We start from the raw sequence: 16477 nt of genomic DNA, 5'->3' as shown, positions 1-16477 counted from the left end.
AAAGGTCGGTCCGGGCAGAGTCTCGACCGGCACATGAGTGAGCACGACCTCCAGACCGTGCGGACCGGGGCGCGCTGCGACATCGCCGAGGCGGCAGTCGTCGGCGAGTCAGGCGGCGAGACCGACGCCCCGACGCGGATCGGCGACGACGCGACGATCCGCGGCGGCACGATCGTCTACACCGACGTCGAGATCGGCGACGACTTCTCGACCGGCCATCACGCGCTCGTCCGCGGCGGCACGACCGTCGGCGACGACGTCCTGGTCGGGAGCCACGCCGTCCTCGACGGCGAACTCGAGGTGGGATCGCACGTCAGCTGTCAGACGGGCGTCTACCTCCCGCCCGAGACCACCGTCGGAGACAACGTCTTCCTCGGCCCGCACGCGGTCGTCACCAACGACCCCTACCCAGTGCGACCGACGAGCGAACTCGTCGGCGCGACGATCGAGTCCGGCGCCTCCGTGGGCGCGAACGCCACGATCCTCCCCGGCGTGACCGTCGGTGAGGGGTCGTTCGTCGCCGCGGGCGCGGTCGTCACCGAGGACGTCCCGCCCGACTCGGTCGCGGTCGGCACGCCGGCGACGCACGAACCGCTCCCCGAGGATCTCCAGGGAGGGAATCAACTGCGATGAGCCTCGAAGACCACCGCGAGATCCCCATCGCCTCGCCGGCCATCGGCGAGCGCGAGCGCGAGCGCGTCGACGAAGTGCTCGACAGCGGGATGCTCGCCGACGGCGAAGAGGTCCGCGCGTTCGAACGCGAGTTCGCGACGGCATGTCACGTCGACCACGGCGTCGGCGTCGCGAACGGGACCGCCGCGCTCCACGCCGCGCTCCACGCCTGCGGTATCGGCGAGGGCGACACCGTCCTCACGACGCCGTTCTCGTTCGTCGCGACGGCGAACGCCGTCCGCTTCTGTGGCGCCGAACCCGTCTTCGCCGACATCGACCCGGAGACGTACAACCTCGACCCCGTGGCGGCCCGGGAGGCCATCGAGATCCGCGGCGGCGACGTCGACGCGATCATGCCCGTCCACCTCTACGGACTGCCCGCGGACATGGACGCCATCTGCGGCCTCGCCGACGAGTACGACGCCGCCGTGATCGAGGACGCCGCCCAGGCCCACGGCGCCCGCTACGACGGCGAGCCCGTGGGGTCGTTCGGCGACGCCGCGGCCTTCTCGTTCTACCCGACCAAGAACATGACGACCGGCGAGGGCGGAATGATCGTCACCGACGACGAGGAGGTCGCCGACCGTGCCGCGCGGTTCGTCAACCACGGCCGCAACGACCAGTACGAACACGTCGAACTGGGTCACAACTTCCGGATGACGAACGTGGCCGCGGCGATCGGTCGCGTCCAGCTCAAGCGGCTCTCCCGGTTCGTCCGCGCGCGCCGCGATAACGCCGCCGCGCTCTCCCAGGCGCTCGACGGGACGCCCCTCGACCCGCCGACGGTGCCCGAGCGCGTCGACCACGCGTTCCACCAGTACACCGTCCGGGCGCCCGACCGGGAGCGCCTGGTGAGTCACCTCGACGAGAAGGGCGTCCACACCGGGATCTACTACCCGACGCCGATCCACGAGCAGCCGGCCTACGACCACGTCGACGAGCGGTTCCCCGTCGCCGAGCGGGCCGCCGGCGAAGCCCTCTCGCTGCCGGTCCACCCCGGCCTCACGGACGCCGACTGCGAGGCCATCGCCGACGCGCTGTCGCTGTACCAGGTGCAGTGAGAAAACGATAGAAGATTTTTTCGCGTCGATCCGGACGAGTCTCCGCACGAGCGGAGCGCCGTTCAGGCCTCGACGCCCGTCGCCGCCCGCGACGTTCCGTCCAGATGCCGACCGGCCCAGAGTTCGAGTCCGGTCAGCGCCGCGACCGGCGTGAACGAGGCGAGATCGCCGGCGGCGAGCCGGTCGTGGAGCGCGGCCACGGCGTCGCCGTCGAGCGGGTCGCGCTCGCGGACGCGCTCCAGCAGGTCGTCGACGAACCGTTGGAACCGGTCGTCGCTCGCGTACCGGCGGACGTACGCGTCGCCCTCGACCGTTCGGCCGTCGGATCCCCTTTCGCCGTCGGCTCGGAGGCCGGTCGATCGAGACCGGTTTCGCCCGCCCGACCCCTCGGGGATCTGCGTCAGGTTCGGGTCGAGTCGGCGGACGACCGCCCGCTCGATCGGTGGATTCCCCGCGCCGGCCGGGTCGGACAGCTGGCGCGTCTCCAGTCGGTAGCAGGCCGGCATCCGCGCCGCGGCGTCGAGGAGCGCGCCGGAAGCGACGGTCCGCGTGCCGACCCGGTTGCGCTGGACCGCACGACTCCGCAGGCGCGTCGCGGCCCTGATCCGCAGCGCGGCGTCGACGGCGGTGCGTTCGGGCGGCCCGCCGACGCTCCCCGAGACCACCTCGCGGAGCGACGCCACCGGATCGCGATCGGTCGACAGCAGCGCATCGACCGTCGCGGGTGGGAGCGCGCACGCGTGTTCCGACAGCGCCGCGACCGGCGAGTCGTCGGCGCCGACCGCCCCGGTCCACGAGAGCGCGCTGAACTGGGGCCGGCCGAACACGAGCGCGTCCGCGTCGCCGTGGAGCCGGTCGGTGACGTACGGGAGGCCGTCGACCGCGGCCCAGTTGACCATCGCGTCGGTCGCGTGGACGGCGTCGGCGACGGCGTCGACGAGGTGGCGGTCGGGGTCGGCGTGGACCTGTCTGTTGGGGAGCCCGAGGTACGCGGCCGCCTGCGCCGCCGACTCCCGGTCGCCGTCGAGGCCGCCGCAGGTCAGCGTCTCGACCGGACAGCCCCGCTCGGCGAGGACCGCCGCGGCGATGCGACTCCCGGAGTCGCCGGGGAACCACAGCGACGGGTCACCCGTCGTCGCCGCGACGTCCCCCATCGCCCGGCGGTACGCGCCGAGCCAGCGGTCCGGGTACCCCGACGGAGCCAGTCCCGGCGATTCGGGCGCCCAGTACCGACTCGTCGAGACCTCCCCGTCGAACACCAGGTGCGTGGCCGACGGGAGGCTCGCGACCCCGTCGACCAGCGTCCGCTCGCCGAGGACGCCCCCGGCGAGGAGCAGGTCGCTCACCGCCGCCGCGTCGAGCGACGGGTCGTCGACCGCCGACAGGAGCGGGCGGACCTCCGAGGCGAAGTCGAACCCGCCTTCATCGCCGGTCACGTAGCGGATCGGTCGGCTCCCGGCGACGTCGGTCGCCAGATGGACCTCACTCGCGCGCGCGTCGATACAGGCCAGCGCGAACGGCCCGTCGAGTCGCGCGAGCACGTCCCGCGAGTCGTCGACGACGCCGCGGAAGACGTCGCCCCAGGACAGGGAGAGCCGGTCGCGGTTCGATACGACGCCGTAGACGGCGCCGACCAGTCCGTCGCCGCGCCAGACGGTGTTCGCGTCCGGGTCCCGACTGCCGTGTTCCAGTACGCCCAGGGCCGCCTCGCCGTCGACGGCCCGGTCGAGTTCGTACCAGTCCTCTCTGTGAGAGGCCTCCGCTATCGCCTCCAGCCGCTGTTCGCCCGCCGTGGTTCCGATGAGTCCAGTCACGGCCCGAGCGTGGCCGCATCGGGGTATTGTTATGCGGTCGCTGAACGCCGCTCACTCCGGTATCGGTATCGATACCCGCGGACCCCCCACCTGCCGTCGGTCCATCGTCGCTCCCCACCTCGGTCACTGGTGTTCGACTGAGGCCGATTCGATATTCAGATAAGAATCTATACTGTTTTCGGAAACAGCCCAATACTATATATTTCAGACGCGTCTGTCAGATACGACCGGCAGAATCGGCATCCCACGCCCTAGAGGTATCTATACTCTGGTTCTGGGGCAATTTCCCGATACACTCAGCGAATTCGACCGTCTCGTGAGAATGGATGGATACTCGCCAACTGTCGCCCATATAGCGGTATTCTCCCCGTTTACTGGATTGCGGGCGAAAACCGCCCTCAAAGTACCGTACTTATTGTATAATATTGTAGTTATACAATAGAATGTGTCTATAACGAGGGCGAGCACGCCGAGGTCGGAGCGGTCCGGTCGTCTGAATCCCGCGGTGGGACCGGCCGAACCGCGGTAGCGACGACATAACAAACAGTGAACGTGGTCTGAGAGGGACCATGAACGGGTGGATCGAACCGTGGGATCGGTAGTCGTCTCGGTGGACGCGGAGTTGGGATGGGGCTTCGTCGATTACGAGCGCCCGCCGGAGTCCCGCGTCGAGAGCGCGCGCTCGGGCTGGCAAACTCTCTGTCGGCTCTTCGACGCCTACGACGTGCCCGCGACCTGGGCGGTCGTCGGCCACCTCTTCCACGAGGCCTGCGACGGTCGCCATCCCGACCACCCGGCCGGATCCGAGTGGTTCGCGCCCGAACGCGGGCTGTGGGCCGACCGGCCGGACCTGACCTGCGGGCCGGAGCTGATCGACGCCGTCCGGAACTCCGGTCCGGACCACGAGATCGGCTGCCACACGTACTCGCACGTCCTGTTCGGCGACGACGAGACGACGAGCGACGTCGCCGCGGCCGAGCTCGCGCGCAGTCGGGCCGTCGCGGACGAGTGGGGGATCGACCTGCAGTCGTTCGTCTTCCCGCGCAACGAGGTCGGCCATCGCGACCAGCTCGCAGAACACGGCTTCGGGGCCTACCGCGGCGGCCGGCCGGTCGCGCGACGGACGCTCCCGCAGAAGCTCAAGACGGTCGCGTTCGGGTCCGGGGCACCGCCGCTCGTCACGCCGGCGGTCGACGAGTACGGCCTGGTCGACGTGCCCGCGTCGCTGTTCCTCTACAGCTTCGAGGGACCGGCGCTCCGGGCGACGAAACCCGTCGTCGGCGACCCTATCGTCGAACTCGTCGAACGCGGGCTCGACGCCGCCGCGGAGGGCGAGGGAGTCCTCCACCTCTGGTTGCACCCGAACAACCTCGTCGGCGAACCGCAGGTCCAGCGGTTCGAGGGGGTTCTCCGTGCCATCGACGCTCACCGGGACGAGGTCCCCGTCGAGACGATGGCCGAGGTCGCCGCGCGAACGCGGGCCGAACCGCAGACGGTGGCGACCGACGGGTGGGGCTGACCCGCGAACCGACTCGGCGGTGGCCCCGGTCCGAATTCGCGCGTCACTGCGCGCACCGATAGCGGCTCGCAGACCCGCCGAAGGCGGCGACTAAGACCAGTCAGGAGACCTATAACAATGGTGGAGAGCGCCCCCACTCACCCCAATGCCCGAGACTGACGCGGTGAGTTCGCCCCGACGGACCGGGGACGACGGACACGCTGGATCGACGACGACCGCTCGCGCCGCGACAGGGGTGACCGACTGTGCCGCGTGATCCCGCGAGCGATCTCGCCGGGCAGTCGGTGCTCGTGACCGGCGGGGCGGGCTTCATCGGGAGCCACCTCGCCGCGGCGATGACCGACCACTGCGACGTGACCGTGCTCGACGACCTCTCGACGGGCGAGGCGGCGAACGTCCCCGACGACGCCGAGTTCGTCGAGGGCGACGTGCGCGACTCCGTCGACGTCGAGACGGCGATGGGGGGTGCCGACGTGGTCTTCCACCAGGCGGCGCTGGCCGACGTGCGGACGTCGATCCGGTCGCCGGTCGAGGCCCATCACCGGACAGCGTCGGGGACGGTGAAGGTGCTCGACGCCGCTCGGCGCGAGGACGCCCGGGTCGTCACCGCCTCCAGCGCGGCCATCTACGGCCAGCCGGACACGCTCCCGATCCACGAGTCCGACCGGAAGACGCCGACCTCGCCGTACGGCATCGACAAGCTCGCCGCCGACCAGCACACCCGCGCGTACGCCGACCTCTACGACCTCCCCACCGTCGCGCTGCGGTACTTCAACGTCTACGGTCCGGGGCGGACCGACGGGGGATACAGCGGCGTGGTCAGCGCGTTCCTCGACCGCGCCCGATCCGACGCCGTCCTGACCGTCCACGGCGACGGGACGCAGACGCGCGACTTCGTGCACGTCGACGACGTCGTCCAGGCGAACCTCCTCGCCGCGACGACCAACGACACGGGCCAGGCGTACAACGTCGGCACCGGAACCGGAGTCACGGTCCAGGAGGTCGCCGAGCGGGTCACCCGCCTCCTCGATTCGGACAGCTCGATCGTCTCCGGCGACGCGCGCGACGGGGACATCAAACACAGCCGCGCGGCCATCGGCCGCGCGCGGAGTCAACTCGGATACGAACCCGCCTACTCGTTCGGCGACGGACTGGAGACACTCGTCGAGCCCGCGAGCGTGACGAACTGAGTGACGCGCGACCGAAACCGCCGTATTCCCGTCGTATGGGCGGTATAACAAAACACGCAGTTCTCGTACGACAGAGCGTCCACCAGACACGCTTATGTATCAGGACTCGACAATCGGCGTCGTCGTTCCGGCTTACAACGAAGCGGGATTCGTCGGCGACGTCATCGACACTATTCCGGCGTTCGTCGACAGGATCTACGTCGTCGACGACGCCTCGACGGACGAGACGTGGGAAGAGATCCTCGAACACGCCGAGAAGCAGAACACTCCGACCGCGGAGCTCGTGGGCGACGGCGGCACCGAACGCCGCGTCGTCCCCATCCAGCACGGTGAGAACCGCGGAGTCGGCGGCGCCATCAAGACCGGTTACCAGCGCGCCCACGCGGACGGCATCGAAGTCATCACCGTCATGGGCGGCGACGGGCAGATGGACCCCGATATCATCGAGCGGATCATCGAGCCCGTCGTTAACGACCGCGCCGACTACACCAAGGGCAACCGCCTGCTGCTCGGCGACCACTACGACTCCATGCCGCGGTTCCGTTACGTCGGGAACGTCGTGCTGACGTACCTGACACGGATCGCCAGCGGCTACTGGGAGATCGGCGACCCCCAGAACGGCTACACCGCTATCTCCGGCGAGGCCATCGAGGCCGCTGACGTCGACGAGATGTACGAGTTCTACGGCTACTGCAACGATCTCCTCGTCAAACTCAACGTCGCCGACATGCGCGTCGTCGACGTGCCGACGCCGGCGGTGTACGGCGACGAGGAGAGCCACATCGACTACTCCTCGTACATCCCGAAGGTGTCGGGCATGCTCTTTCGCAACTTCCTGTGGCGGATCCACGCGAAGTACCTCTCCGAACGGCTCCACCCCGTCGCGCTCTGCTACGTCGTCGCTCTCGGCGCCCTGACGACGGGGACGGTCGGCGGCCTCGCGAGCCTCGTGACCGATATCGAACTGCCAGCGCTCGCGACGATCGCGTTCGGCGTGCTCTTCCTCGTCCTGGCAATGGCTCTTGACAAACGATCGAACAAGCATCTCACGAGCGTCGCCGGCGCCACCCCGACCTGATCGCGACGGTTTTTCTCCGTGCCCACACGCGGTAGACGCGTTCAAATCACCGGTAAGAGCTGCTTACGGGGGGTTCAACGGCACCGCGTGCGCCCGTCCGTCCGGTAATCCCTCCGTTCTCACTCGGAAATCGACCGGTCTGATACCACGACACACAGAACGTATCTGGTACGTATCCGGCCAGGAAGTATGGAATTCTCACGGGCCAACAGGTTTCATATGGACAGTAGCGTTATACGAGTAGGTGGGCATTACCGGAAACGTGACCCCGAGTCGAAGCGGGCGACGGCCGGTCGGCCCGGGACGAGTGAACGAGGAACCATGACCAAAGAAGAAGACAACGCGGACATGTGGACGGACGAACAGACGACGCGGGGAAAGACCGAACTGCCGACGGGCTGGCGCGACCAGCCGGTCGACCCCGATCTCGAAGAGAACCTCGGTTACGAGCTGATAGCGTGGGAGAAGATCAACGTCGTCGACAACCCCGACCAGGTCATCTTCCTGCCGAACTCGGAAGACCAGCTCCGCGACGACGCCTTCATCGTCTCGGAGAAGGACTCGGTCTGCGACCTGACGGACAAGCGATGAGCCTCCGCGTGCATGGGTTCGGACAGTCGGTCGCGGGACCGTCCCGTACGACGATCTAGCGGGTCACTCCACGGTGACGCTCTTGGCGAGGTTGCGCGGTTTGTCGACGGGTCGGTCCAGAAGCGTCGCAGTGTGATAGGACAGCAACTGCAGTTGGACGTTCGCCAGGAGACCGACGAGCTCGGGATGGGAATCTGGCACCCACAACACGTCGTCGGCCGCTTCGGCGACCGCTTGCTCGGACCGCGGGGCGACCGCGATTACCGGCGCCCCCCTCGCACTCACTTCCTCGATGCTCCCGAGTAACTTCTCCGTGTGCGCGCCGGTCGCGACGGCGAACACGGGCGTGTTCGGCGTCACGAGCGCGAGCGGGCCGTGTTTCAGCTCGCCCGCGGGGAACCCCTCGGCGTGTTCGTAGGAGATCTCCTTGAGCTTGAGCGCGCCCTCCAGCGCGACCGGGTGAGCGGTGCCACGGCCGATGAAGAAGTAGGCGTCGCTGTCGCCGTAGCGCTCGGCGACCGATTCGGCCGACGAGTCCGCGAGCGTCGACCCCACCGCGGAGGGGAGTTCGCTCAGCGCGTCGAGCAGCTCCGGCGCCGTCTCGCTGTGGGACCCGACCACGTCGCGGCGGATCCGCTCGGCCAACAGCGTCAGCGTGACGACCTGCGAGGAGAACGTCTTCGTCGCCGCGACGCCGATCTCGGGACCGGCTCTGATGAACACCGTCTCGTCGCACTCCCGTGCGGCGGTCGATCCGACGACGTTGGTCACCGCCATCGTCCGGAGGCCCTCCGAGCGGCCGCGCCGGAGCGCGGCGAGCGTGTCCGCGGTCTCGCCGCTCTGGGTCACGCCGACCAGAATCGTCCCGTCGTCGGCTGGCGGCGCGGTGGTCGCGTACTCGCTCGCAAGGAAGACGCGCGCGGGGATCCCGCGGTCACGCAGGAGCTGAGCGCCGTACAGCGCGGCGTGATAGCTCGTCCCGCAGGCGACGAACTGGACGCGCTCGACGTCCGCGAAGGCCCCGTCGGACAGCGACTCGAACGCGACGCGGCCGTCCTCGGCCCGACCGCGAACGGCCTGTGCGATGGCCGTCGGCTGTTCGTCGATCTCCTTTCGCATGTAGTGGTCGAACGTGCCTTTCTCGACGTCATCGGGGGACCACTCGACCGATTCGACCGGTCGCTCGACTGCCGTCCCCTCCGGATCGGTGATGTCGTAGCCGTCGGGAGCGACCCGGACGACGTCCCCGTCTTCGAGATACACCACGTCGTCGGTGAACTCCAGGAACGCCGGTACGTCACTGGCGAGGTAGTACGTCGCACCGGGGGACGCGCTCTGCGGGTCTGTCCCCTCGTCGACGCCGAACACGAGCGGCGATCCCTGCCGGGTCGCGTATACCGCGTCCTCGTCCTCGTGGACGAGCGCGATGGCGTAGCTGCCCGACAGATCGGCGACAGCCCGCCGGAACGCCGCCTCGACGCCCGCGCCGTCCGCGAGGTACTCCTCGACCAGATGGGGGACGACTTCGGTGTCGGTGTCGCTGGTGAACGTGTGGCCCGCCCCTCTCAGACGGTCGCGGAGTTCGGCGTGGTTCTCGATGATCCCGTTGTGGACCACGGCGAGCTCGCCGCTGCAATCGGTGTGCGGATGGGCGTTGGCGTTCGTCGGCGGCCCGTGCGTGCTCCAGCGGGTGTGACCGAGCCCGACGTGACCGCCGACGGACGCCGACGAGAGGAGGTCGACGAGCTCGTCGACCTGTCCTTCCCGTTTGATCACCTCGACCCCGTTCCCGTTCGCGACGGCGACGCCGGCCGAGTCGTATCCCCGGTACTCCAGGTTCTCGAGGCCGGTCAGGAGGCGCGACACCGCGTCGTCTGCGCCGACCGCGGCGGTGATCCCGCACATCACCGATTCACCTCTCCCACCGGCCCGAACTCGTCCGTCGCAGTCGCGTCGAGGTCTCTGACAGGCGACTCTTCCATACACTCGCTTACCCGAGAGTACGGTATTGTTATGCAGCTGTTTTCGGCTCGATTCGCCGAGTAGGTGACCCGTACAGAATCGTCGGTCGCGCGGCCACTCTCGGGTCGGTGGACGCCCGCTCGATCAGCCGTCAGCTCGGGCTGTTCGGCACCGGATCGGCGTGTAACGGCCCCTTACCGGTAGACGACGAACCGACGCCCTCGCACAGGCGGTCGAGCGCCGCGAGGAAGTCCGCGGTCCCGACCGTCGCCTCGCCCATCTCGCAGGGGAATACCCCGGCTAGCGTCTCGTCGCAGTAGAGAGCGACGGCGATGCGAGGCGGGACGAGGGCGCGCGCCGTCTCGTCGGCCACGCTCGAATCGAGTTCGCGGGTCTCGAAAAAGCGGCTCGCGGACGCGTCGAACTCGCGGCCCCACCCGTCCAGCTCGCTGACGCTGTCGAGTAGCGACGACCCCGCGTCGGTCCCGACGCAGGTCTCGCAGAGACAGAGCCGGTCCCCCGTGATCGTGACCGACACGTCGTCGAGTCGGCCCTCGGCTTCGCGTTCGCGCAGCGTGCGGAGCAGCGCTTCCTGGGTTCGCTTCGCGCCCATCGGGGGGAGCATCGAACGGACGAACACCGTCACCCGTCGCGCGTCGGCGCGCTCGAAGCGCTCTCCCGTCGTCTCCAGCCACTTCGTGAAGGCCGGTTCGTCCCTCGGACGCGTGTCATCTCGTGTCACTGTAGAGAGGCAAGCCACCGGACGCTCTTAACCGACCGCGACCGTTCACGTGGACACCTCGGTAGTAGTACACGCGGATCGCGAGGTAACTACCGAAAACGCGCCGGTAGCGATCGGCCGTTCGCGCGGTAAGGGACCGATACCGCTCGCCCCCACCTTTTTGATCGCCGGGACCAACCTGGGTGTATGCGCGTGACCAGTCGACTCAAGGAGAGCTTCGTCGCCGGGCTGATCCTCGTCGCGCCGCTCGCGGTCACACTCTACATCCTGCGGATTCTGGTCTCGTGGTCGCTGCAGTTCATCAATCCGGTCGTCACCGAACTCGGCCTGATCCAGACGGCGGCCAACGTGGAAGTCGCCGCGCAGATCTTGGCCGTCGTGCTCATCGTCTCCGTGATCACCGCGCTGGGACTGCTCGCGCAGTGGTCGATCGGGAAGCACCTGTTCGGGAACCTCGGACGGACGATCAACGTCGTCCCGCTGGTGAGCACTATCTACGGGAGCATCCGCCAGGTGGCGACGTCGCTCGTCGAGAGCGGGTCGCAGTTCGAGCGCACGGTTCTGGTCGAATATCCCCGCGAGGACGTCTACTCCGTCGGCTTCGTCACGGGCGAGGGCCGATCGAGCATCGACGAGGTCGCCGGCGAGCGGGCCCACTCGGTGTTCCTGCCGAACAGCCCGAACCCGACCGCCGGGCGCCTCGTGATGGTCCCCGAGTCGCAGATCCACGAGACGGACATGAGCGTCCGCGAGGGGATGGGGATGATCGTCACGACCGGCATGGGATCCGAGGAAGAACGCCTCGAAGCCTACGAGGACGAGGCCGTCGTCGCCGTGGACCGGGCCGACTGAATTCGGTCGGGAAGCGGGGTCGGATCCGGTCCGGGTCGGTTGGGGTCGAACTCACACGGGGAATCGTGCGCCGACGGGATCACTCGGGAAGCACGTCACCGAGCGACGCGCCGACGACCATCACCACGGCGGTCACGAGGCATTGCGCGACGGCGACGTCGGGCTCGCTCCAGTCCACGCGACGCCACACAGTCATCAGTCCGACGGACATCGCGCTGGCGATGGCGAGGATGCCGAGCAGCCTCCGCGGGACGACGCCGAACAGCAGGTCGGACTCGACTTCCTCGAAACGCGCGGCGTAGAGGATACCGAGGGCGACGACGAGGCCGAACGCGGCGGTCACGGCGAGCGCCGGCGGCGACCCGGCGATGGCCTCACCGATCTCCAGGGTCCCGCCCTCGACTATCATCGGGATGCCGAAGACGAACGCGCCGACGACCGCCTCGCCCGCGTCCCGCAGGTCGAACGAGTCGCGGATCCGGCCGATCACTCGCGGCCGGTCCGCTCGCCGCGCGGTCCGCATCGCCTCGCGGACCTGTTCGCGTTCCTCCCGGGAGTCGACCATCTCCTCTAACTCCTCGAGGTCGTCGAGCACGTCGTCGATGTCGAGGTCCTCGTCCGGGTCGCCTCGGGTGTCGCGGCGGCGACGGCCGCCGTCGGTGGCGAAGTCGGTATCGCAGTCACTGTCCGCGACGTCGTCGGTATCGCTGCCGCCGTCGGCGAGGTGACTCGCGTTCGCCCCGGACTCGTTCTCCCGGTCCGTGCCCATGTCCCGGTCGAGGGACGAGCGGACCAAAAGGGTACGCACGCGGGGCTCGAAGGCGGCGTGTCGGCGGGCGGCAGAACAGGCCGTTCAGGCGGCCGCTTCGAACGCGTCGCGCAGGGAGTCGGACTTCTGGATGACGCGGTCGGCGCCGGTTTCCAGCGCGTCGAGCGCGTCGGTGTTCTCGTCGGTCTTGATCGTCAGCACGGGGTCGGTCTGGCCCCCCGACTGCTCGGGGTTGACGTCGTAGGTCGCCGCGGTGATCCCGTCGGTCTCCAGCAGCGCGCCCTTGAGCACGTTCATGAACGTGTGGTCTTCGCCCGCGATCTCGATAGAGATCATCGTCGGCTCTTTCTCGATGACCCGCAGTTCCATACCCGTATCCAGCGCGCTCGCGCGCATCAAACTTACGTTCCCGTCCTCGTCCGCCGTCACGCCCCGCCCTCACACCACCGCGTAGACCATCAACAGCCCGAAGTAGGCGAGGATCAGCACCGCCAGCGCCTTGAGCCTGAACCGGCGCAGCTCCCTCGTCTCCGCCTCGTAGGCGGCGTCGTAAGCGTCGCGTTCCTCGTCGTCGACGGCGGCCGCGTGGACCCGCCCGCGGTGGAGCGCGAGCAGCCCCTCGTTCTCGAAGGGGCGGCCGCAGTACTCGCACTCCACGGGCGTTCGGTCGGGCGGGACGTCGTAGCTGGTCCGTTCGGTGGTCATGGGTCAGGGGAGGTACGGCAGCGGTACGTCCGGTCGGGTCACGATCCAGAGGCTCGCCATCGTGTAACCGATCATGACGGCGATGAAGGGATACTGGCTGCGGATGGCCTGCAGGCGGCCGGGGAAGAGGTCGAACGCCGTCGCGTGGGCGGCGAGGATGGCCAGCAGGTGCCCGCCCAGGACGCCGGCGATGGCGACGCCGCCGAACCAGCCGGGCACGACGATCAGCCCGGGGTTCACCGTCGCGAGCGGCGCCGTCACGGCCGCGAACAGCGCCGGAATCAGCGAGACGAAGTAGCCCAGGAAGTGCGCGACGTGATAGCCGGCGGCGATCGCCAGAAGCGGCGGGGCGAACCGCCGCGCGAGCGTCTCGCTGGCGACGTAGGTCGGCGCGGTCCGACGGGCCAGCCGCGAGGCCAGCAGGTAGACGCCGAGGAACAGGGCGAACCCGACCAGCATCGCGCCCGGGTACAGCAGTTCGATAGGGTAGCCGAGACCGACGAGACCGCGCGCGAGGTCTCGCCAGGCCGGCGTGGCGACGAACCCGTCGAAGGTGGTCACCCAGAGGATCGCGACGACGAACGCCGCGTCGTCGACGCCGTCCAGCAGGTCCGAGGCGAGCGCGGCCCCGGGCAGGCGGACGGACAACGAACCCTCCCCGTCGCGGCCGATCGGCGCGACGGCGCCGTAGTAGCGGAACACCCGGGCGACCGGGTCGACCTCGGCGAACCACGTCTCGGTCCCGTAGACGACGGCGCCGGCGACGGTCACGACGGAGTAGGCGACGACCGTCACGGCGAGGACGCGCGGTTCGTCGGCCAGCGGACTGACCACCTCGATCCAGACCAGTGCGAGCAGTCCCGCGACGCTCGGCCACGCGCCGAAGCGCCAGCGGTAGGTCCGACCGAAGTCAGGGAGCGCCGCGACGGCGGTCCGCCACGGGTTCAGCGCCGGCCAGGCGTTGCCGACGAGGTAGGTGCTCATGGCGAACCCGGCCCACCAGCCCGCCCAGACGATCACGACGGCGGGGTTCGAGAGCGGGTCGCTCGGACCCACGAAGCCCGTGACCACGACGCCGAGGAGCACGACAACGCCGAGGGCGCCCGCGGCCCAGCGGAGCACCGTCGGGGCCGGGAGCGCGACCGCCCAGCGGCGTTCGACCAGCGCGTCGACGGCCGCGCGGTCGGTCGCGAAACTCGCCAGCAGGAAGGAGGCGCCGACGACCGCCCCGCCGGTGGCAAGCATCAGCCACGTCGGAATCGTCAGCGGCTCCCGGGCGGCGCCGCCGAGCGACCCACCGTGCGCGAGCACCGGCCGCGCCGCGACCGCGACGAGCGCGGCGAGCGTGAACCCGACCAGTCCCGACCAGCGCGTGCGTCGTCCCATCTGCCGGGGGTTCGCTCCCCCGTCGCCTGAAAGTATCGAAACCCGCCGTGGACCGCCGACGAGACGCGTCCGGATGGCGGGTCTTCAGCCGGTGCTCTCGCGTACGGGTCGAGGCCGCCGATAGCGCTCGCTCCGAATTCGTTCGCTCTCGCGGGCGAACTGGTTCGGGGTTTCACGCGACCGATCGCGAGAACGCGGCGGGCCGCGGACGGTTTGAGAGGCTTTTTAGTGTTGCTGGCGCAAGCGAGACGTATGAGTCTCGCGGACGATACGACAGAGGACCACGGGGACCACGGCGGTCACCACTTGCCGGCGGTCGAGGACTGGCCGCGCGGGTTCGGCGAGGCGAGCTGGTGGCCGTTCGTCACCGCCGTTGGTGCGGCGGGCATCTACGTCGCGGCCGCGCTGTTCGTGCTCGGCCAGGGCGACGAACCGCTCGTCGGACCGATGGTCGGCCCGGGCGCCGCCGTCGCGAGCGTCGGGCTGTTCCTCGTCGGTCTCTACGGCTGGCTGTATCACGCGTTCATCGTCAACTTCTGGGAAGGCGGCACGGACGAGCACGGCGGCGGCACGCTCCGGCTCGCGATGATACTGTTCCTCGTGACGGAGGTCGCCACCTTCGGCGCAGGCTTCGTCTACTACTTCTTCATCCGCGCGGGGACGTGGCCGCCGGAGCACCTCCCGCACCTGCTGAGTAGCCTGGTACTCGCCAACACCGTCATCCTGATCATCAGCAGTTTCACGCTCCACTACGCGCACGTCGCGCTCCGGAAGAACAACCGCTCGCGGTTCCTCCAACTGCTCGCTCTCACCCTCGGGCTCGGCGTCGTGTTCATCGGCGGTCAGGTGTACGAGTACTACGTGTTCATCGTCGAGGAAGGGTTCACGCTCGCGGAGGGCGCCTTCGCCTCCGCGTTCTTCGGGTTGACCGGCCTCCACGGCCTGCACGTCACCCTCGGCGCCGTCCTGCTGGGCATCGTCTTCGTGCGCGGTCTCAAGGGCCAGTACTCCGAACACCGTCACACCTCGGTCAGCACCGTCTCGATGTACTGGCACTTCGTCGACGTCGTCTGGGTGTTCCTCGTCGTCGTCCTCTACGTCGGCGCGGCCGCCTCGCTCTGAGCGGGAGTTTCAAGACCCAGTTTCCCATTCTTCCGGCATGGAACCGCTCGACGTCGAGGACGGATTCGACGTGCACGAGTACCGCCACGGCCTGAAGCTCCGCAAACAGGACCGTGGAACGATGCACCTCGATAACCGCGACGACTTCGCCTGTCCCGCCTGCGGCGACGTCTTCGAGCAACTGTTCGTCTCCGAGCACCGAGAGAACACGTTCGGCGACCCCGGGACCTCCTTCTGCGTCGTCCGCACCGACGACCAGATCCTGTTGCTCACCCACTGAACGGACGGTCACTGACACTGAACGCGCGCTCACCGACGTCGGTTCTCCGCTCTCAGGACGCCGCCGGATTCCAGACGTCCGTCAGGACGAGCGCGAGCAGGGCGAAGTACGTCGCCAGCCCCCAGCAGGCCGCGGCGACGACCCAGGGGCCGCCGAGGGCGACGGCGGCGATGCCACCCCCGGCGAGCGCGACGACGCTCCCGATCCGAACCGCGGGCCGTTCCCAGAGGTCACCGGCGGGCGTCTCGACGACGAACAGCGCTTCGACGGCCAGCGCCGCGGTGATACCGGCCGCGGCGCTCCCGGGTCGAACCAGTAGCGAGAGCGATTCCGCGGCCGCGAGGGCGGCGAGCAGGACTGCCCCGCTCACCGCCGCCAGCAGCGCGTCGCGTGCGGCCGACGGCGGGGCCGTCACGGCTCGGCCGTCGGGGAGAACTGTTCGGGGGCTACAGCCGTCGAATCGACCGTCCGACGCGACCGTGGTCCGGTGACGTCCACGGGTCGCGTCAGGTCGTGAAGCCGGCGTCGGCTTCGTGTTCTTCCAGCACCCACTCCAGTTCCTCGATGGCCCGGAGGATGGCGACCTCGGCCTCGTCCTCCAGCTCCGAGGTGGGCGGGTCCGTTCTGTCGTACGCGTCCTCGAGTTCGGCGATCCGTTCCCGGATGTCGTCCTCTGACCGCATACTGAGGTGGACCGTCCGAACCCGCTTGATGGTACCGGTTAGGCCGATTCG

At 69.0% G+C, this 16477-nt stretch carries 18 protein-coding genes; 9 read left to right on the top strand and 9 right to left on the bottom strand.

All coding sequences use genetic code 11. The features are described 5' to 3' along the window. Window positions 1-33 precede the first annotated feature (33 nt). Window positions 34-633: an acyltransferase gene (locus tag ACMGFH_RS02620; protein WP_415381218.1), complete on the top strand. Its 600-nt coding sequence runs from the start codon at window positions 34-36 to the stop codon at window positions 631-633. Next, the gene (locus ACMGFH_RS02615; protein WP_415381217.1) at window positions 630-1733 is read left to right on the top strand and encodes a DegT/DnrJ/EryC1/StrS family aminotransferase; all 1104 of its coding nucleotides are present in this window, start codon (window positions 630-632) and stop codon (window positions 1731-1733) included. The genes ACMGFH_RS02620 and ACMGFH_RS02615 overlap by 4 nt, the downstream gene beginning before the upstream one ends. Window positions 1734-1795: 62 nt before the next feature. Here ACMGFH_RS02615 and ACMGFH_RS02610 read toward each other — a convergent pair whose 3' ends face one another. Continuing rightward, a complete protein-coding gene (locus tag ACMGFH_RS02610; protein WP_415381216.1) occupies window positions 1796-3547 on the bottom strand; it encodes a hypothetical protein in 1752 nt (583 codons plus the stop codon). Window positions 3548-4136: 589 nt separating this feature from the next. Here ACMGFH_RS02610 and ACMGFH_RS02605 point away from each other — a divergent pair. From ACMGFH_RS02605 to ACMGFH_RS02590, 4 genes are all read left to right on the top strand, one after another. Next, complete coding sequence (locus ACMGFH_RS02605; protein ID WP_415381215.1) at window positions 4137-5066, top strand: polysaccharide deacetylase family protein; 930 nt, start codon at window positions 4137-4139, stop codon at window positions 5064-5066. 245 nt (window positions 5067-5311) lie between these two features. Beyond that, a complete protein-coding gene (locus ACMGFH_RS02600; protein WP_415381214.1) occupies window positions 5312-6256 on the top strand; it encodes an NAD-dependent epimerase/dehydratase family protein in 945 nt (314 codons plus the stop codon). 94 nt (window positions 6257-6350) lie between these two features. Then, window positions 6351-7334 carry a glycosyltransferase family 2 protein gene (locus ACMGFH_RS02595; RefSeq protein WP_415381213.1) on the top strand — a complete coding sequence of 328 codons (984 nt, stop codon included), beginning with the start codon at window positions 6351-6353 and terminating at the stop codon, window positions 7332-7334. Window positions 7335-7655: 321 nt separating this feature from the next. After that, window positions 7656-7925 carry a hypothetical protein gene (locus tag ACMGFH_RS02590; protein WP_415381212.1) on the top strand — a complete coding sequence of 90 codons (270 nt, stop codon included), beginning with the start codon at window positions 7656-7658 and terminating at the stop codon, window positions 7923-7925. Window positions 7926-7988: 63 nt separating this feature from the next. On the opposite strand, the gene glmS is transcribed toward ACMGFH_RS02590, so the two are convergent. Next, complete coding sequence (gene glmS, locus ACMGFH_RS02585) at window positions 7989-9830, bottom strand: glutamine--fructose-6-phosphate transaminase (isomerizing) (RefSeq protein ID WP_415381211.1); 1842 nt, start codon at window positions 9828-9830, stop codon at window positions 7989-7991. Between the two features lie 208 nt (window positions 9831-10038). Continuing rightward, a complete protein-coding gene (locus ACMGFH_RS02580; RefSeq protein WP_415381210.1) occupies window positions 10039-10629 on the bottom strand; it encodes an HTH domain-containing protein in 591 nt (196 codons plus the stop codon). A gap of 186 nt (window positions 10630-10815) precedes the next feature. On the opposite strand from ACMGFH_RS02580, the gene ACMGFH_RS02575 reads away from it, so the two are divergent. Continuing rightward, on the top strand, window positions 10816-11481 hold the full coding sequence (locus ACMGFH_RS02575; RefSeq protein WP_415381209.1) for a DUF502 domain-containing protein: 666 nt from the start codon (window positions 10816-10818) through the stop codon (window positions 11479-11481). Between the two features lie 79 nt (window positions 11482-11560). Here ACMGFH_RS02575 and ACMGFH_RS02570 read toward each other — a convergent pair whose 3' ends face one another. From ACMGFH_RS02570 to ACMGFH_RS02555, 4 genes are all read right to left on the bottom strand, one after another. Then, complete coding sequence (locus ACMGFH_RS02570; protein WP_415381208.1) at window positions 11561-12250, bottom strand: hypothetical protein; 690 nt, start codon at window positions 12248-12250, stop codon at window positions 11561-11563. A gap of 84 nt (window positions 12251-12334) precedes the next feature. Further along, window positions 12335-12619 (bottom strand): DNA-directed RNA polymerase subunit L, encoded by a 285-nt coding sequence (locus ACMGFH_RS02565; protein ID WP_415381207.1) that lies wholly within the window; start codon window positions 12617-12619, stop codon window positions 12335-12337. 69 nt (window positions 12620-12688) lie between these two features. Next, window positions 12689-12955, bottom strand: a complete 267-nt coding sequence (locus ACMGFH_RS02560; protein WP_415381206.1) for a C2H2-type zinc finger protein — start codon at window positions 12953-12955, stop codon at window positions 12689-12691. A 3-nt stretch (window positions 12956-12958) separates the two neighbouring features. After that, window positions 12959-14341 carry a hypothetical protein gene (locus ACMGFH_RS02555; RefSeq protein WP_415381205.1) on the bottom strand — a complete coding sequence of 461 codons (1383 nt, stop codon included), beginning with the start codon at window positions 14339-14341 and terminating at the stop codon, window positions 12959-12961. Window positions 14342-14593: 252 nt separating this feature from the next. On the opposite strand from ACMGFH_RS02555, the gene ACMGFH_RS02550 reads away from it, so the two are divergent. Next, window positions 14594-15463, top strand: coding sequence for a cytochrome c oxidase subunit 3 (locus tag ACMGFH_RS02550; RefSeq protein ID WP_415381204.1), 870 nt, complete (start codon window positions 14594-14596; stop codon window positions 15461-15463). 37 nt (window positions 15464-15500) lie between these two features. Next, entirely contained in the window at window positions 15501-15743 is a 243-nt protein-coding gene (locus ACMGFH_RS02545; protein WP_415381203.1) for a flagella cluster protein, read from the top strand. Window positions 15744-15795: 52 nt separating this feature from the next. Here the strand turns inward: ACMGFH_RS02545 and ACMGFH_RS02540 are convergent, their stop codons facing one another. Together ACMGFH_RS02540 and ACMGFH_RS02535 are read right to left on the bottom strand one after the other, a co-directional pair. Further along, the gene (locus ACMGFH_RS02540) at window positions 15796-16158 is read right to left on the bottom strand and encodes a hypothetical protein (RefSeq protein ID WP_415381202.1); all 363 of its coding nucleotides are present in this window, start codon (window positions 16156-16158) and stop codon (window positions 15796-15798) included. A 91-nt stretch (window positions 16159-16249) separates the two neighbouring features. Next, window positions 16250-16426 (bottom strand): hypothetical protein, encoded by a 177-nt coding sequence (locus ACMGFH_RS02535; RefSeq protein WP_415381201.1) that lies wholly within the window; start codon window positions 16424-16426, stop codon window positions 16250-16252. Window positions 16427-16477 lie beyond the last annotated feature (51 nt).

Origin of the sequence: Halosimplex rarum, assembly GCF_047715405.1 — an archaeon.
Classification (GTDB): Archaea; Halobacteriota; Halobacteria; order Halobacteriales; family Haloarculaceae; genus Halosimplex; species Halosimplex rarum.
The sequence above is the reverse complement of the archived record's forward strand: the minus strand, read 5'-3'. Positions and strand labels throughout refer to the sequence as shown.

What these genes read in the sequence shown, in the direction of transcription:
- ACMGFH_RS02550 (WP_415381204.1), top strand. Translation starts at nt 14,594, where the DNA reads ATGAGTCTCGCGGACGATACGACAGAGGACCACGGGGACCACGGCGGT.
- ACMGFH_RS02615 (WP_415381217.1), top strand. Translation starts at nt 630, where the DNA reads ATGAGCCTCGAAGACCACCGCGAGATCCCCATCGCCTCGCCGGCCATC.
- ACMGFH_RS02590 (WP_415381212.1), top strand. Translation starts at nt 7,656, where the DNA reads ATGACCAAAGAAGAAGACAACGCGGACATGTGGACGGACGAACAGACG.
- ACMGFH_RS02535 (WP_415381201.1), bottom strand. Translation starts at nt 16,426, where the DNA reads ATGCGGTCAGAGGACGACATCCGGGAACGGATCGCCGAACTCGAGGAC.
- ACMGFH_RS02545 (WP_415381203.1), top strand. Translation starts at nt 15,501, where the DNA reads ATGGAACCGCTCGACGTCGAGGACGGATTCGACGTGCACGAGTACCGC.
- ACMGFH_RS02565 (WP_415381207.1), bottom strand. Translation starts at nt 12,619, where the DNA reads ATGGAACTGCGGGTCATCGAGAAAGAGCCGACGATGATCTCTATCGAG.
- ACMGFH_RS02595 (WP_415381213.1), top strand. Translation starts at nt 6,351, where the DNA reads ATGTATCAGGACTCGACAATCGGCGTCGTCGTTCCGGCTTACAACGAA.
- ACMGFH_RS02555 (WP_415381205.1), bottom strand. Translation starts at nt 14,341, where the DNA reads ATGGGACGACGCACGCGCTGGTCGGGACTGGTCGGGTTCACGCTCGCC.
- ACMGFH_RS02575 (WP_415381209.1), top strand. Translation starts at nt 10,816, where the DNA reads ATGCGCGTGACCAGTCGACTCAAGGAGAGCTTCGTCGCCGGGCTGATC.
- ACMGFH_RS02570 (WP_415381208.1), bottom strand. Translation starts at nt 12,250, where the DNA reads ATGGGCACGGACCGGGAGAACGAGTCCGGGGCGAACGCGAGTCACCTC.
- glmS (WP_415381211.1), bottom strand. Translation starts at nt 9,830, where the DNA reads ATGTGCGGGATCACCGCCGCGGTCGGCGCAGACGACGCGGTGTCGCGC.
- ACMGFH_RS02560 (WP_415381206.1), bottom strand. Translation starts at nt 12,955, where the DNA reads ATGACCACCGAACGGACCAGCTACGACGTCCCGCCCGACCGAACGCCC.
- ACMGFH_RS02620 (WP_415381218.1), top strand. Translation starts at nt 34, where the DNA reads ATGAGTGAGCACGACCTCCAGACCGTGCGGACCGGGGCGCGCTGCGAC.